Genomic DNA, 14,346 nt, shown 5'->3' with positions numbered 1-14,346 from the left:
CTACCCTCAATTCCCCATCCGGTCGCGCCATTGCCGTTCCCCGGCAAGGCAGGTCGACGGGTCGCCGGCTTGCGCCTTCTGGACCGTTGCATCCGGCGGCACGGCGGCGATCTCGCGCAAGAGCTTCGTCCGCGTCGCCTCGACGAACTGGTGCTTCTCGCGGATCGGGATGACGAAGGCGCCGATGCCGGTGACGACGCAGTCCTTGTAGTAGACGTCGAGATTGTCGATGTCGAAATAGCCCGCCTGTTTCAGCATCACCGGCAGGCCGTTGATGGCGATGCCCTTGGCCCCGGCCTCGTCGCGCGCGGCGGTGACGGGGCGCCCGTCATTGTTGGCGCCGTCGCCGGAGATGTCGATGACGCGGCGCATCGCGGTGACGTTGGACTGTTCGAGCAGTTGCACGCCGAGATCGATCGCCCCCGAGATCGAGGTGCGCCGGCCGCGCCGCGTCGGCGCCTCGCCGAGTTCCTCCGCAAAGGCATTGGCGGCGGCCGGGCCGTCGATGATCTTCCAGGGCCGCACGATGTGCTGGAAATTGCCGCCGGCCCATTCGACATAGGTCACGGCGATCTTGCCGATCGCGCCATTGCTGATGGCGTCCTGCAGCGGCTTGGAGCGGAAGGCCTCGATATAGCCGTTGCGCTGCAAGGCGAGCTCGTCGAGATCCATCGAATAGGAGATGTCGACCGCCAGCACGAGTGCGACGTCAACCTCCTCGGGCGGCGCATTCGCCGGCTGCGCATTCGGCGCGGCCTGGCTCCACAGCGCCATCGCAGCCAGACCTGAGAGACCGTACAGCCAGCGCCGCATCGCCACCTCCGCCATCCCGTCGCGGTGGTGAGTGTGCGCCGGCTTCTCGACGAGGCCAAGGCTGAAAAGCCGGCTTTCAGGCCTGTTTAGATAGCAATCTCGCGAGAACGGGCGGGAAAGCGCCTCAGGCCGCGCGTCGCCGCTCGACGATGCCGATGGCGGCGGCGACCACTTCCTCGACGGTCAAGGCGGAGGTGTCGAGAATGACCGCGTCCTCGGCCGCCTTCAGCGGCGCGTCGCTGCGGCCCGAATCGCGCGCATCGCGGCGGCGGATATCGGCGAGGATGCTCTCGAAGGCGACATCCTCGCCCCGGCCGAGGAGCTCCTTGTGGCGCCGCGCCGCGCGCACCTCCGGCGTCGCGGTGACGAAGAGCTTGGCGGGAGCGTCCGGGCAGATCACCGTGCCGATGTCGCGCCCGTCGAGCACGGCTCCGCCCGGCTGCGCGGCGAAGCGCCGCTGCCGGGCGAGCAGCCCCGCCCGCACCGCCGGCATCGCCGCGACGACGGAAGCCGCCTCGCCGATCTCGCCGCCGCGCAGGCGCTCCTCCGGAAAACCGGTCTCGTCGAAGCTGCCGACGAGGTGCTCGGCCGCCGCCGTGTCATGGATGTCGTGCCCGGCATCGAGCATGGCGCGCGCCACCATGCGGTAGAGCAGGCCGGTATCGAGGCAGGGCAGGCCGTAATGGGCGGCGAGCCGCTTCGCCAGCGTGCCCTTGCCCGATGCGGCGGGGCCGTCCACGGCGATGACGAGGTCGCCCGTGGCTGGCTTCATCCGATCCGGCCTCCGAGACCGATCATCAGAGCGGTGAAGCTCGGGAAGCTCGTCGCGATCATCAAGCCGTCATCGACCACGACGGGATTCTGGGTCGCAAGGCCCATCACCAGGAAGCTCATGGCGATGCGGTGGTCGAGATGGGTCGCGATCGGGCCGCCGCCGCGCGCGGGTGCGCCGCCCGAGCCCTCGACGATCAGATCGTCGCCCTCGATCCAGCAGGTCACGCCCGCGGCCTTCAGCCCGGCCTCGACCGCGGCGAGGCGGTCGGATTCCTTGACGCGCAATTCCTGCAGGCCGCGCATCCGCGTCGTGCCGGTGGCGAAGGCGGCCGCGACTGCCAGCACCGGATATTCGTCGATCATCGAAGGCGCGCGCTCCGGCGGCACCGTCACGCCCTTGAGCTGCGAGCCGCGCACGCGCAGGTCTGCGACGGTCTCGCCGCCTTCATTGGCCTCGCGCTCGACCGTGATGTCGGCGCCCATCTCGATCAGCGTCGTCAGCAGGCCGGAGCGCAGCGGATTGGTCATCACGCTTTCGAGCAGGATGTCGGAGCCGGGCACGATCAGCCCCGCCACCAGCGGGAAGGCGGCGGAGGAGGGGTCGGCCGGCACGACGATCGGCGCCGCCTGCAATTCGGGCTGGCCCTTCAGCACGATGCGCCTGCCATGCGCGCCTTCCGGCGTCACCGTGATCTCAGCGCCGAAATGGGCCAGCATCTTCTCGGTGTGGTCGCGCGTCGCCTCCGCCTCGATCACCGTGGTCTCGCCGGGCGCGGCAAGCGCCGCGAGCAGCACTGCCGATTTGATCTGCGCCGAGGCGACCGGGGGAGCGTAGACGATCGGGATCGCCTCCTGCGGGCCGCGCAGGGTCAGCGGCACGCGGCCGCCCTCCTGCTGCGAGACTACGACGGTGCCCATCTGCTCGAGCGGGTCGAGGATGCGCCGCATCGGCCGCTTGCGCAGCGAGGCGTCGCCGTCGAAGGTCGTGGTGATCGGATGCGAGCCGCAGACGCCCATCATCAGGCGCGAGCCGGTGCCGGCATTGCCGAAATCGAGGATATCCGCCGGCTGGTGCAGGCCGCCGACGCCGACACCCTGCACGCGCCAGGCGCCCGGCCCGTCATGATGGACGACGGCGCCGAGCGCGCGCGCGGCGGCGGCGGTGCGCATCACATCCTCGCCTTCGAGCAGGCCGCTCACCTTCGTCTCGCCGATGGCCAGGAGGCCGAAGATCATCGCCCGGTGGGAAATCGATTTGTCGCCGGGCACGCGGACGCGGCCCTTGAGCGGGCCCCCAGCGCGGGCGGTGACGGGGACGGGGTCATGGTCGTGGGACACGGGGTCGGAATCTCTGCGCTTTGGGCCAAACGAGCTGCGCGCCCGCCCTAGCATGCCCGTGCGAGCCGCGCCAATGCGCGCGTCCGGGGCGCGCGCAGGGGCTCTGGAAAACGCATTGGACTTGCGCGGGGTGATCACATCGCGCAAATCAGCATTTGACAGCGCCGTCCGCCCCGATTAACGGACGCGCCTGCTTTTCAGAACATGATGGTTGAAGGTCCGACGCAGTGGCGAAACCGGAACTCGGAACGAAGCGCGTTTGCCCGGTCACGGGGCGCAAGTTCTACGATTTGAACAAGGACCCTATCGTCTCCCCCTATACCGGGCAGGCGTATCCGCGCGCGATGTTCGAGCCGCAGGCCAAGGCGGCTGCGGCCGTGGCGGCAAAGCCGGCAGAGGATGAGGACGAGGTCGAGGTCGCCGATGGCGCGGTCGAGCTCGTCTCGCTCGAGGATGCCGACGCCGAGGCGAGCGAGAAGGACGTCGTGGTCACCAGCGAGGACGACATCGAGGTCGAGGACGACATCGTCGCCGACGACGATGACGACACCTTCCTGGAAGAGGACGAGGAAGGCGACGACGATGTTTCCGATCTGATCGACGGCGACATCGAGGGCGACGAGGACAACTGATCCACAGCCTTCAAAAAAGATGACGGCAAGGCGACATTAGGCGCTTGTGTCTTCAGCCCGGGCCGCCTATAGAGCGCTGCGTCGCCGGCAGGCGGCCCGGACGGAACCGCCGAGGCGGTTTGAATAAAGTCCGTTTGACGGCCGATCCCAACTCGGTCGTCTCGTGTGGGGCCATAGCTCAGTTGGGAGAGCGCTTGAATGGCATTCAAGAGGTCGGCGGTTCGATTCCGCCTGGCTCCACCATCTCCTCCTTCACGGAAGACCGCAGATCACCGCAACCGGCCCCGCAAAGGCCGGTTTTTTGCTGTCCTCGTGTCAGGAGCGTCCGCAGGGCGCCATTGGGAGCCAGGACGATCGTCCCTATCCTAGATCGGCCTGAAGAGCGCTCGCGCCAAGCGTGATTCGGCCAAGGCCCGGCTCCGCGGCGGTATCGACCCGTCTGCGCGGTCGCGGCATCATTGCCCCGCGACGGCTTCGCAGGCGCCTCACCTGCAAACGACGCCCTGCCCCCTCATCGTGCAGGACGAGGTCATCTGATTGTCGGCACGGGATGGCTGAAAGTCGTTGGCGCCTTGAGGCGCCTGGGGTTGGCCTCCCCACTCCATCGGAGCGCTCTGCTCCGGGCCGGGGAACACGAACCCTCCGCACCCCGTCAGGAGCAGGCAGCACGCGACTGCGAAAAGCTTCTTCATGTTGCACCGCCTCGCAAGGGACTGTCTGGGATCGTGCGACAGATGGCGCTCATCATACCGCGCGCCTCGCCTTTCGATAGGGATGATGCGGAGGGTCTGCTCCGCGCGGACGATCGTGCCCGGCTTGGGACGTATCGGCTGATGCCGGCGCCCGGCGGGCCTCTCGCGCATGGCGAGCCGCGGAATTCCTATAAGATTCCTATATTGAGACGCGCCCGCCCGTCTCGAACGGCTATGCCGGCCTCACGATAATCCCCTGCACGGTCGATCCGTCTGTCCACGCCCCTTTCCGCTGGAAAGCAGGCGCGGCGGCAGCCGGGGTTCGCCCGCAATGCCTCGGCCAAAGGGACCACGGCAATGGATATCGTCATGATCGGGCTGGGCCTGGCCTTCTTCGCCGCCTCCCTCGCCTATGTCGCCACCTGCGACGCACTTTGAGTCGGGGAACCGCGCCATGATCCTCGACTACCTCCTCGGTGGGGCCGTGACCGCGATTCTGCTGGTCTACCTCACCTATGCGCTGCTCCGCCCCGAGCGGTTCTGACCGCGCTGCGCCACCGGAAGCTTTTGCCATGACTCTCTACGGCTGGATCCAGATCCTCGTCTTCTGCGCGCTCGTCTTCGCGCTGACCAAGCCGCTCGGCGGCTATATGACGCGCGTCTTCAACGGCGAGCGCACTGTCCTCTCGCCGCTGTTCGCGCCGGTCGAGCGCGGGCTTTATGCCTTGGCCGGCACGCATGGGCGCGAGGAGCAGCATTGGAGCGGCTACGCCGTCGCGCTGCTGCTGTTCAACCTCGCCGGCCTGTTGCTGCTCTACGGGCTGCAGCGCGTCCAGGCTGGGTTGCCGCTGAACCCGGACGGCATGGCGACGGTCGCCCCCGATCTCGCCTTCAACACCGCCGTGAGCTTCGTGACCAACACGAACTGGCAGAACTACGGCGGCGAGAGCACGATGTCCTATCTGACGCAGATGCTCGGCCTCACCGTGCAGAACTTCGTTTCGGCGGCGACCGGCATCGCGATCGCGGTGGCGCTGATTCGCGGCTTCGCCCGCGCCTCGGCCAAGACGGTCGGCAGCTTCTGGGTCGATCTGACCCGCGCCATCCTCTACGTCCTCCTGCCGCTCTGCGTGGTGCTGACGCTGGCCTATGTCGCGCTGGGCATGCCTCAGACGCTCGACGCCGCCGTCACGGCGACGACGCTCGAAGGCGCGCAGCAGACGATCGCGCGCGGCCCCGTCGCCTCGCAGGTCGCGATCAAGATGCTCGGCACCAATGGCGGCGGCTTCTTCAACGCCAATGCCGCCCATCCCTTCGAGAATCCCGACGCCATCTCGAACATGCTCCAGATGGTCTCGATCTTCGCGATCGGCGCGGCCCTCACCAATGTCTTCGGCCGCATGGTCGGCAATGAGCGTCAGGGCTGGGCGATCCTCGCCGCGATGGGCACGCTGTTCATCGCCGGCGTCATCGTCTGCTACTGGGCCGAGGCCGCCGGCAACCCGCTCGTCCAGGCGCTCGGCCTGCAGGGCGGCAATCTCGAGGGCAAGGAGATGCGCTTCGGCATCCCGCTCTCGGCGCTCTTCGCGGTCGTCACCACCGCGGCCTCCTGCGGCGCGGTCAATGCCATGCACGGCAGCTTCACCGCGCTCGGCGGCCTGATCCCGCTGATCAACATGGAGCTCGGCGAGGTCATCGTCGGCGGCGTAGGCGCCGGCTTCTACGGCATCGTGCTCTTCGTCGTGCTGGCGATCTTCGTCGCCGGGCTGATGGTCGGCCGCACGCCGGAATATCTCGGCAAGAAGATCGAGGCCAAGGAGGTCAAGATGGCGATGCTCGCCGTGCTGTGCCTGCCGGCCGGCATGCTGACCTTCACCGCCATCTCCGCGGTGCTGCCGGGCGCCGTCGCCAGCGTCGGCAATAGCGGGCCGCACGGCTTCTCCGAGATCCTCTACGCCTACACCTCGGCGGCGGCGAATAACGGCTCGGCCTTCGCCAGCCTCTCGGCCAACACGCTCTGGTACAACCTCACCCTGGGCATCACCATGCTGGTCGGGCGCTTCCTGGTCATCGTCCCGGCGCTCGCCATCGCCGGCTCGCTCGCCGCGAAGAAGTCGGTGCCCGCCTCCGCCGGCACCTTCCCGACGGACGGCCCGCTCTTCGTCGGGCTCCTCGTCGGCGTCATCGTGATCGTCGGCGGCCTGACCTTCTTCCCGGCGCTGGCGGTCGGCCCGATCGTCGAGCATCTGGCGATGCTCGCCGGGCAGAGCTTCTGAGGAGGCCGCCCATGTCGAGCTGTCTTCGCAATCTGCGCCGCGATGCCCTGCCGCCCCACCGTGCCGACGGCGCGGGAGCCGGCAAGGCCGGCCTACGTCCCTCCACCCTCATCCTCGCCGCCACGGCCGGGCTCGCGCTCTTCGTGCTGGTCGCCCGGGCGCTGGCCGCGCTGCTTGCCGGCGCCTGACCGGCAGCCCCTTCTTCGCTGGAGTCTCTCATGAGCCAGTCCAAATCCGCGAGCCTGATCGACGCCCGCATCCTCGTGCCGGCGCTGGGCGACGCCCTCCGCAAGCTCGATCCGCGCAGCCTCGCCCGCAATCCGGTGATGTTCGTCGTCGCCGTGGTGTCGCTGCTCACCACCATTCTCTTCCTCCGGGACCTCGTCACCGGCGGCAGCCATCTCGGCTTTTCCTTCCAGATCGTGATCTGGCTGTGGTTTACCGTGCTCTTCGCCAATTTCGCGGAAGCGGTCGCGGAAGGGCGAGGCAAGGCGCAGGCGGATTCGCTGCGCAAGACCCGCGCGGAAACGCAGGCCAAGTTGCTTTCGGGCGAGGATCGCAGCCAGTTCCGGCTCGTGCCCGGCACCTCGCTCAAGGTCGGCGATGTCGTGCTGGTCGAGGCCGGCGACATCATCCCCTCGGATGGCGAGGTCATCGAGGGCGTCGCCTCGGTGAACGAGGCCGCGATCACCGGCGAATCCGCGCCCGTCATCCGCGAATCCGGCGGCGACCGCTCGGCCGTGACCGGCGGCACGCAGGTGCTCTCGGACTGGATCCGCGTGCGCATCACCGCGGCCGCTGGCTCGACCTTCATCGATCGCATGATCGCGCTGGTCGAGGGCGCAGAGCGCCAGAAGACGCCCAACGAGATCGCGCTCAACATCCTGCTCGCCGGCATGACGCTGATCTTCGTGCTCGCCACCGCGACGATCCCGAGCTTCGCCGCCTATGCCGGGGGCTATATCCCGGTCGTGGTGCTGGTCGCGCTGTTCGTGACGCTGATCCCGACCACCATCGGGGCGCTGCTCTCGGCCATCGGCATCGCCGGCATGGACCGGCTGGTGCGCTTCAACGTGCTCGCCATGTCCGGCCGCGCCGTCGAGGCCGCCGGCGACGTCGATACGCTCCTGCTCGACAAGACCGGCACGATCACGCTCGGCAACCGCCAGGCGACGGAGTTCAAGCCGGTCTCCGGCGTCAGCGAGCAGGAGCTTGCGGACGCTGCCCAGATCGCCTCGCTCGCCGACGAGACGCCGGAGGGCCGCTCGATCGTCGTGCTCGCCAAGGAGAAATACGGCATCCGCGCCCGTGACATGGGCGCCCTCCATGCCAGCTTCGTGCCCTTCACCGCGCAGAGCCGGATGAGCGGCGTCGATCTCGAAGGCTCGCAGATCCGCAAGGGCGCCGTCGATGCCGTGCTGAACCATGTCGAGGCCGGCGCCATCGGGTCACGCCCGGCGGCCGGCGTGGTGCGCGAGGTCCAGGCCAGCGCCGCCGAGATCGCCAAGGCCGGCGGCACCCCGCTCGCCGTGGCGAAGGATGGGCGCCTGCTCGGCGTCATCCACCTCAAGGACATCGTCAAGGGCGGCGTCCGCGAGCGCTTCGCGGAACTGCGCCGCATGGGCATCCGCACCGTGATGATCACCGGCGACAACCCGATGACCGCCGCCGCCATCGCGGCCGAGGCTGGCGTCGACGACTTCCTCGCCCAGGCGACGCCGGAGAACAAGCTCACTTTGATCCGCGAGGAGCAGGCCAAGGGCAAGCTCGTCGCCATGTGCGGCGACGGCACCAACGACGCGCCGGCTCTCGCCCAGGCCGATGTCGGCGTCGCCATGAACACGGGCACGGTCGCAGCGCGCGAGGCCGGCAACATGGTCGATCTCGACTCGGACCCGACCAAGCTCATCGAGATCGTCGAGATCGGCAAGCAGCTCCTGATGACGCGCGGCGCCTTGACAACCTTCTCGATCGCCAACGACGTCGCCAAGTACTTCGCCATCATCCCGGCGATGTTCCTGGCCTTCTACCCGCAGCTCGGCGCGCTCAACATCATGGGGCTGCAGACGCCCCAGAGCGCCATCCTGTCGGCCATCATCTTCAACGCGCTGATCATCGTCGCGCTGATCCCGCTCGCGCTGAAGGGCGTGAAGTACCGGGCCGTCGGCGCCGGCGCTTTGCTCAGCCGCAACCTGCTCGTCTACGGGCTCGGCGGGCTCGTCGTGCCCTTCATCGGCATCAAGGCCATCGACATGGCCGTGACCGCGCTGCACCTCGTCTAAGGAGCCGCCACCATGCTCAAGCAGATCCGCCCCGCTCTGGTGATGATCCTCGCCCTCACGGCGATCACCGGCCTCGTCTACCCGCTGGCGATGACCGGCATCGCCCAGATCGTCTTCCCACGCCAGGCCAATGGCAGCCTGATCGAGAAGGGCGGCAAGATCATCGGCTCCAGCCTGATCGGCCAGAATTTCACCGGCGAGCGCTATTTCCACGGCCGCCCCTCGGCGACGGTCGCGACCGATCCGAACGACAGCACGAAGACCATCGACGCGCCCTACAACGCCGCAAGCTCCGGCGGTTCCAATCTCGGCCCGACCAGCCAGAAGCTGGTCGAGCGCATCAAGGCCGATGCCGAGAAGCTCAAGGCCGAGAATCCCGGCGCGCCGGTGCCGATGGATCTGGTGACGACCTCGGGCAGCGGGCTCGACCCGCATATCTCGCCGCAGGCCGCCTATTTCCAGGTCGCCCGCGTCGCCAAGGCGCGCAATGCCGACCCTGCGGGCATCAAGGCGCTGGTCGACGCCCATGTCGAACCGCGCAAGCTCGGCTTCCTCGGCGAGCCCGTCGTCAACGTGCTCGCGCTCAACCTCGCCCTCGACGGCGCCGCTTCGCGCTGACACAAAGGCAATGGCGGCTCCCGATCCGCCATTGCCCCGCGATACCGACATGCCAACCGCCGAGAATCATCGCGAGATCAGGGCCAGGCCCTCGCCCGAGGCGCTGCTCGAAAGCGCCCGGCGGGAGGGGCGCGGCCGCCTGAAGATCTTCCTCGGCGCGGCGCCGGGCGTCGGCAAGACCTATGAGATGCTGACCTCCGGCAGGGCCCGAAAGGCCGAGGGCATCGATGTCGTCATCGGTATCGTCGAAACCCATGGCCGCAAGGAGACGCAAGGGCTGGTCGACGGCTTCGAGATCGTCCCGCGCCGGAGCGTCGACTACAAGGACCGCGAGCTCGAGGAGATGGATCTCGATGCCATCCTGGCCCGGCGGCCGGCGCTCGTGCTGGTCGACGAGCTCGCACACACCAATGTCCCCGGCAGCCGCCATCCGAAGCGCCATCTCGATGTCGAGGAACTGCTCTCGCAAGGCATCGACGTCTACACCACGCTGAACATCCAGCATGTCGAGAGCCTGAACGACGTGGTCGCGCAGATCACCCGCATCCGGGTGCGCGAAACCGTGCCGGATTCGGTTCTCGACCGCGCCGACGACATCGAGGTCATCGACCTGACCCCGGCCGACCTGATCAGGCGGCTCCAGGAGGGCAAGGTCTATCTCGGCAATACGGCCCGGCGCGCCATCGAGAACTACTTCTCGCCCGGCAACCTGACGGCCCTGCGCGAATTGGCGTTGCGCCGCACGGCGCAACGGGTCGACGAGCAACTGCTCAGCCATATGCAGAGGCACGCGATCCCCGGGCCCTGGGCGGCGGGGGACCGCATCCTCGTCTGCATCGATGATGGTGCCGGCTCCGCCGCCCTGGTCCGCCTCGCCAAGCGCCAGGCCGACCGGCTGCGCGCACCCTGGAGCGCGCTCTATGTCGAGACGCCGCGCGCCGCCGCACTGACGGAGGCGGCCAAGACGCGTGTGGCCGGCGCGTTGCGGCTCGCCGAGCAGCTCGGCGGCGAGGCGGTCACCCTGCCCGGCCAGGACGTCGCCGGCGAGATCATTCGCCATGCGGCGGCGAACAACGTCACGCAGATCGTCGTCGGCAAGCCGGCCAAGCCGCGCTGGCGCGAGCTGTTCAGCGGCTCGGTCTCGCATGACCTGATCCGCCGCGCCGGCGACATCAGCGTGCATGTCGTCTCGGTCGCGGAAGGCGAGAAGGATGCCCGCCCGCTCGCAGCCGACGGCCCGCGCCCGTTCAGCCTGCGGCCCTATCTCGGCGTGGTCGTCTCGGTTGCGATCGCGCTCGGCGTCGCCGAACTGCTCAGCCAGGTCATGGACCTTCGCAATATCGCGCTGGTCTTCTTGATGAGCGTGCTGATCTCGGCCGTCACCGGCGGCTTCTGGCCGGCGCTCCTCGCTTCGGTCCTGAGCGCGCTGGCGCTGAATTTCTTCTTCATCCCCCCGCTCTACACCCTGACGATCAACGACCCGGAGAACGCGGTCGCGCTGGCCTTCTTCCTGCTCGTCGCGGTGATTGCGAGCAACCTCACCGCGCGCGTCCAGCGCCAGGCCGATGCCGCCCGCCAGCGCGCCCGCACCACGGAGGATCTCTATCTCTTCTCCAAGAAGCTCGCCGGCACGGGCACGCTCGACGACGTGCTCTGGGCGAGCGCCTTCCAGATCGCCTCGATGCTGCGGGTGCGCGTCGTGATCCTCATGCCCGAGGAGGGCTCTCTCGCGGTCCGCGCCGGCTATCCGCCCGACGACACGCTGGTCGATGCCGATATCGCCGCGGCGCGCTGGGCCTGGGAGCATAACCGTCCGGCCGGGCGCGGCGCCGATACGCTGCCCGGCGCGAAGCGCTTCTATCTGCCGTTGCGCACGGGGCGGACCGCTGTCGGCGTGATCGGCCTCGACGACGACCGGGAAGGCCCGCTGCTGACGCCCGAGCAGCAGCGCCTGCTCGATGCGCTGGCCGATCAGGCAGCCGTCGCCATCGAGCGCATCCAGCTCGTTGCCGATGTCGACCGGGCCAGGCTCGCAGCCGAGGCCGACCGCCTGCGCTCGGCGCTGTTGACCTCGATCTCGCACGATCTCAAGACGCCGCTGGCCTCGATCATGGGCGCCGCCGGCACCTTGCGCGACTATCGCAACGCCTTGCCGGAGGACGACCGCGCGGCCCTGCTCGCGACCGTGATCGACGAATCCGAACGTCTCAACCGCTTCATCGCCAATCTGCTCGACATGACCAAGATCGAATCCGGCGCGATGGAGCCGAATGCGGCGCCGGTGGATGTGGCCGAGGTGGTCGGCAGCGCGCTGCGCCGCGCCGCGAAGATCACCGCCGGCCATCGCGTCGAGACCGGGCTTCCCGAAGATTTGCCGATGCTCAGGCTCGATCCCGTGCTGTTCGAGCAGGTGCTGTTCAACCTCGTCGACAACGCCGCCAAATACGCGCCGGCCGGCAGTACGATCGCGATCAGCGCCCGGCTGGATGACGGCGCGGTCGCCATCGAGGTCGCCGATGAGGGCCCGGGCCTGCCGCCCTCCGACCTGGAGCGCGTCTTCGACAGCTTCTACCGGGTCAGGAAGGGCGACCAGGTTCGCGCCGGCACCGGGCTCGGCCTCTCCATCTGCCGCGGTTTCGTCGAGGCGATGGGTGGCACGATCAAGGCCGGCAACCGGCAGGACCGCATGGGCGCGGTCTTCACGATCCGGATGCCCAGCGAGGCGCGGCAGGACAGGTTGGAGCCGCTGACATGACGACATCGGATATCGAGGTTCTGGTCGTCGACGACGAGCCGGCGATCCGCCGCCTGCTGCGCGTCGGCCTCTCGACCGAGGGCTATGCCATCCGCGAGGCCGCCACGGCGCGCGAGGCGATCGAGCGGATCGCGGAGCAATTGCCCGATCTCGTCATCCTCGATCTCGGCCTGCCGGACATGCCCGGCCAGGAGCTGCTGCGGAAATGGCGGGAGGAGGCGCTGGCGCTGCCGATCGTGATCCTGTCGAGTCGTACCGACGAGGCCGGCATCGTCGAGGCGCTCGAGAACGGCGCCGACGACTACGTCACCAAGCCTTTCGGCATGAAGGAGCTCGCGGCGCGGCTGCGGGTCGCGCTGCGTCACAAGCTGCAGCAGCAGGGCGAGAAGCCGATCTTCCAGACCGGCGAGCTCTCGGTCGATCTGGTCAAGCGCATCGTCAGGCTGGGCGACAGGGAGGTGAAGCTCTCGCCGAAGGAATACGATATCCTGCGCATCCTCGTGCAGCATGCCGGCAAGGTGCTGACCCACCAATATCTGATGAAGCAGGTCTGGGGCGCTTCGGCCGACGTGCAGTATCTGCGGGTCTATGTCCGGCAGCTCAGACAGAAGATCGAGCGCGTCCCCGACCAGCCGCAATACATCACCACCGAAACCGGCGTCGGCTATCGCCTGCGCGAGGCGGAGTGAGCCGGCCTCCGGCACTCAGCCCCGCCCGAACGTGACGAAGACCAAAGCATGACCCCGTCCGACATCATCCTCCCACGCTCCATCATCGCGCTTTCGGCGCGCTCGAAGGGCGCGCTGCTGCAGGCGCTCGCGCGAACGGCCGCCGAACAGCTCGCGCTGCCGCAGGCCGCCATTCTCGATGCGCTGATCCGGCGCGAGGCTCTCGGATCGACCGGGGTCGGCGGCGGGGTCGCCATGCCGCATGCGCCCGTTCCCGGGCTGGAGAAGCCTTTCGGCCTGCTGGCGCGTCTCGAACGGCCGGTTGCCTATGAGGCGATCGACGGCAGGCCGGTCGATCTCGTCTGCCTCGTGCTGACGCCCGAGAACGGGGGCAAGGGGCGGATCGACGCGCTCGCCTGCATCGCGCGGCGGCTGCGCGCGCCGGAGGCTTGCGATCGGATTCGCGGCGCCGCGAGCAGCGAAGACATCTATGCCATGCTGCTGGAGGGAAGCTGACGGAAAGGCGCGGCGGCGCCGTTACGAGGCCGCGCTCTGCGGCGGTTCCGGCACGTCGTAGCCTTCGGCGGCGTAGAGGTTGATCTTGTTGCGCAAGGTGCGAATGGCGATGCCGAGCAGATTCGCGGCATGGGTCCTGTTCCCATCCGTCTCCCGCAGTGTCGCCAGAATCAGATCCCTTTCCACCTCCGCAACCGGCAAGCCGACAAGTTGGTCCATGACGGCCTGCTCATGTTCGAGGTCGTGCATTTGATCGTCCTTTCCGAGCCCCCAGAAGCCCCGCCGGACAGGTCAAGGGGAGGACGACGTGGTTAAGAAACCGTAAATCCATGCCGCGACGGGGCCTCAGCCCCGATGGCGCCGTGCCCTCCGGGGCTCCGCGGATGGGGTCTCCACGCATCGATTTGTCGGCATGGGATCGAAATGCCCACTCGCGCGTTGAGTCGTCGGCGCTGCTACCGGCGCGCGGAATAGGACGATGACGATGATCAGACAGACAGCAGTTTCCTTGGCCGCCATGATGATGCTGGCCACGCCGGCACTGGCGCAGCAGCGCAATCTCGGTCCCTCGACCGGCACGGTGCGGATCGAGCAGGTGCAGGCCGGCTTCATCGCCGGCGGCGAGGCCGGTGGCGGCACGCTGCGCTATCATGGCCGCTCCTATCCGATCACGGTCGGCGGCCTCGGCGTCGGCACGGTCGGTGCCTCCAAGACGACCGCCTCGGGCACCGTCTACGGGCTGCAGCGGGTCGGCGACTTCGCCGGGGCCTATGTCCAGCTCAAGGAGGGGTGGGCCGTCGGCGACCAGGGCCGTGGCACCGTCTGGCTGCGCAACGACAAGGGCGTGACCCTGCGCCTCGCCACGCGTCGGCAGGGCTTGCAGCTCTCGCTCGGCGCCGACGGCGTCCTGATCGGCTTCAAGCAGTAGCGAATACGGGTTCGATGTTCGATAGCCTCTAGGCTTTTGGGCCGCCTCGATTAT

Annotated in this window: 14 protein-coding genes and 1 tRNA gene; 11 read left to right on the top strand and 4 right to left on the bottom strand. The window is 68.3% G+C overall.

Features of this window, described 5'->3' with window-relative positions; all coding sequences use genetic code 11:
* Positions 1–6: 6 nt before the first annotated feature.
* From AB6806_RS16675 to aroA, 3 genes are all read right to left on the bottom strand, one after another.
* Positions 7–813 (bottom strand): DUF1194 domain-containing protein, encoded by an 807-nt coding sequence (locus AB6806_RS16675; protein WP_112762552.1) that lies wholly within the window; start codon positions 811–813, stop codon positions 7–9.
* 124 nt (positions 814–937) lie between these two features.
* Positions 938–1,585, bottom strand: a complete 648-nt coding sequence (gene cmk, locus AB6806_RS16670; RefSeq protein WP_370954972.1) for a (d)CMP kinase — start codon at positions 1,583–1,585, stop codon at positions 938–940.
* A complete protein-coding gene (aroA, locus tag AB6806_RS16665) occupies positions 1,582–2,925 on the bottom strand; it encodes a 3-phosphoshikimate 1-carboxyvinyltransferase (RefSeq protein ID WP_370954971.1) in 1,344 nt (447 codons plus the stop codon). Before aroA ends, cmk begins: the two co-directional genes overlap by 4 nt.
* Positions 2,926–3,152: 227 nt before the next feature.
* On the opposite strand from aroA, the gene AB6806_RS16660 reads away from it, so the two are divergent.
* The 10 genes from AB6806_RS16660 to AB6806_RS16615 all read left to right on the top strand — a co-directional run bounded on the left by AB6806_RS16660 (position 3,153) and on the right by AB6806_RS16615 (position 13,364).
* On the top strand, positions 3,153–3,557 hold the full coding sequence (locus AB6806_RS16660; RefSeq protein WP_038364845.1) for a TIGR02300 family protein: 405 nt from the start codon (positions 3,153–3,155) through the stop codon (positions 3,555–3,557).
* A gap of 167 nt (positions 3,558–3,724) precedes the next feature.
* Positions 3,725–3,800 (top strand) — tRNA-Ala (locus AB6806_RS16655).
* Between the two features lie 903 nt (positions 3,801–4,703).
* Positions 4,704–4,793: a K(+)-transporting ATPase subunit F gene (locus AB6806_RS16650; protein ID WP_038364842.1), complete on the top strand. Its 90-nt coding sequence runs from the start codon at positions 4,704–4,706 to the stop codon at positions 4,791–4,793.
* Between the two features lie 28 nt (positions 4,794–4,821).
* On the top strand, positions 4,822–6,525 hold the full coding sequence (gene kdpA / locus AB6806_RS16645; RefSeq protein ID WP_370954970.1) for a potassium-transporting ATPase subunit KdpA: 1,704 nt from the start codon (positions 4,822–4,824) through the stop codon (positions 6,523–6,525).
* 11 nt (positions 6,526–6,536) lie between these two features.
* Entirely contained in the window at positions 6,537–6,713 is a 177-nt protein-coding gene (locus tag AB6806_RS16640; protein ID WP_162720006.1) for a hypothetical protein, read from the top strand.
* A 30-nt stretch (positions 6,714–6,743) separates the two neighbouring features.
* A complete protein-coding gene (gene kdpB / locus AB6806_RS16635) occupies positions 6,744–8,807 on the top strand; it encodes a potassium-transporting ATPase subunit KdpB (RefSeq protein ID WP_142022393.1) in 2,064 nt (687 codons plus the stop codon).
* A gap of 12 nt (positions 8,808–8,819) precedes the next feature.
* A complete protein-coding gene (locus AB6806_RS16630) occupies positions 8,820–9,425 on the top strand; it encodes a K(+)-transporting ATPase subunit C (protein ID WP_142022392.1) in 606 nt (201 codons plus the stop codon).
* Positions 9,426–9,474: 49 nt separating this feature from the next.
* Positions 9,475–12,180: a DUF4118 domain-containing protein gene (locus tag AB6806_RS16625; protein ID WP_142022391.1), complete on the top strand. Its 2,706-nt coding sequence runs from the start codon at positions 9,475–9,477 to the stop codon at positions 12,178–12,180.
* Positions 12,177–12,869, top strand: a complete 693-nt coding sequence (locus tag AB6806_RS16620; protein ID WP_112762489.1) for a response regulator — start codon at positions 12,177–12,179, stop codon at positions 12,867–12,869. The genes AB6806_RS16625 and AB6806_RS16620 overlap by 4 nt, the downstream gene beginning before the upstream one ends.
* A 48-nt stretch (positions 12,870–12,917) precedes the next feature.
* Complete coding sequence (locus AB6806_RS16615; RefSeq protein ID WP_142022390.1) at positions 12,918–13,364, top strand: PTS sugar transporter subunit IIA; 447 nt, start codon at positions 12,918–12,920, stop codon at positions 13,362–13,364.
* A 21-nt stretch (positions 13,365–13,385) separates the two neighbouring features.
* Here AB6806_RS16615 and AB6806_RS16610 read toward each other — a convergent pair whose 3' ends face one another.
* Positions 13,386–13,613 carry a helix-turn-helix domain-containing protein gene (locus tag AB6806_RS16610; protein WP_142022389.1) on the bottom strand — a complete coding sequence of 76 codons (228 nt, stop codon included), beginning with the start codon at positions 13,611–13,613 and terminating at the stop codon, positions 13,386–13,388.
* 235 nt (positions 13,614–13,848) lie between these two features.
* On the opposite strand from AB6806_RS16610, the gene AB6806_RS16605 reads away from it, so the two are divergent.
* The gene (locus AB6806_RS16605) at positions 13,849–14,292 is read left to right on the top strand and encodes a hypothetical protein (RefSeq protein WP_156115986.1); all 444 of its coding nucleotides are present in this window, start codon (positions 13,849–13,851) and stop codon (positions 14,290–14,292) included.
* Positions 14,293–14,346: the final 54 nt, after the last annotated feature.

This window comes from Allobosea sp. RCC_152_1 (genome assembly GCF_041360765.1).
Classification (GTDB): Bacteria; Pseudomonadota; Alphaproteobacteria; order Rhizobiales; family Beijerinckiaceae; genus Allobosea; species Allobosea spartocytisi.
Note: the sequence above shows the minus strand (reverse complement) of the source record. Positions and strands in the feature narration are given on the sequence as shown.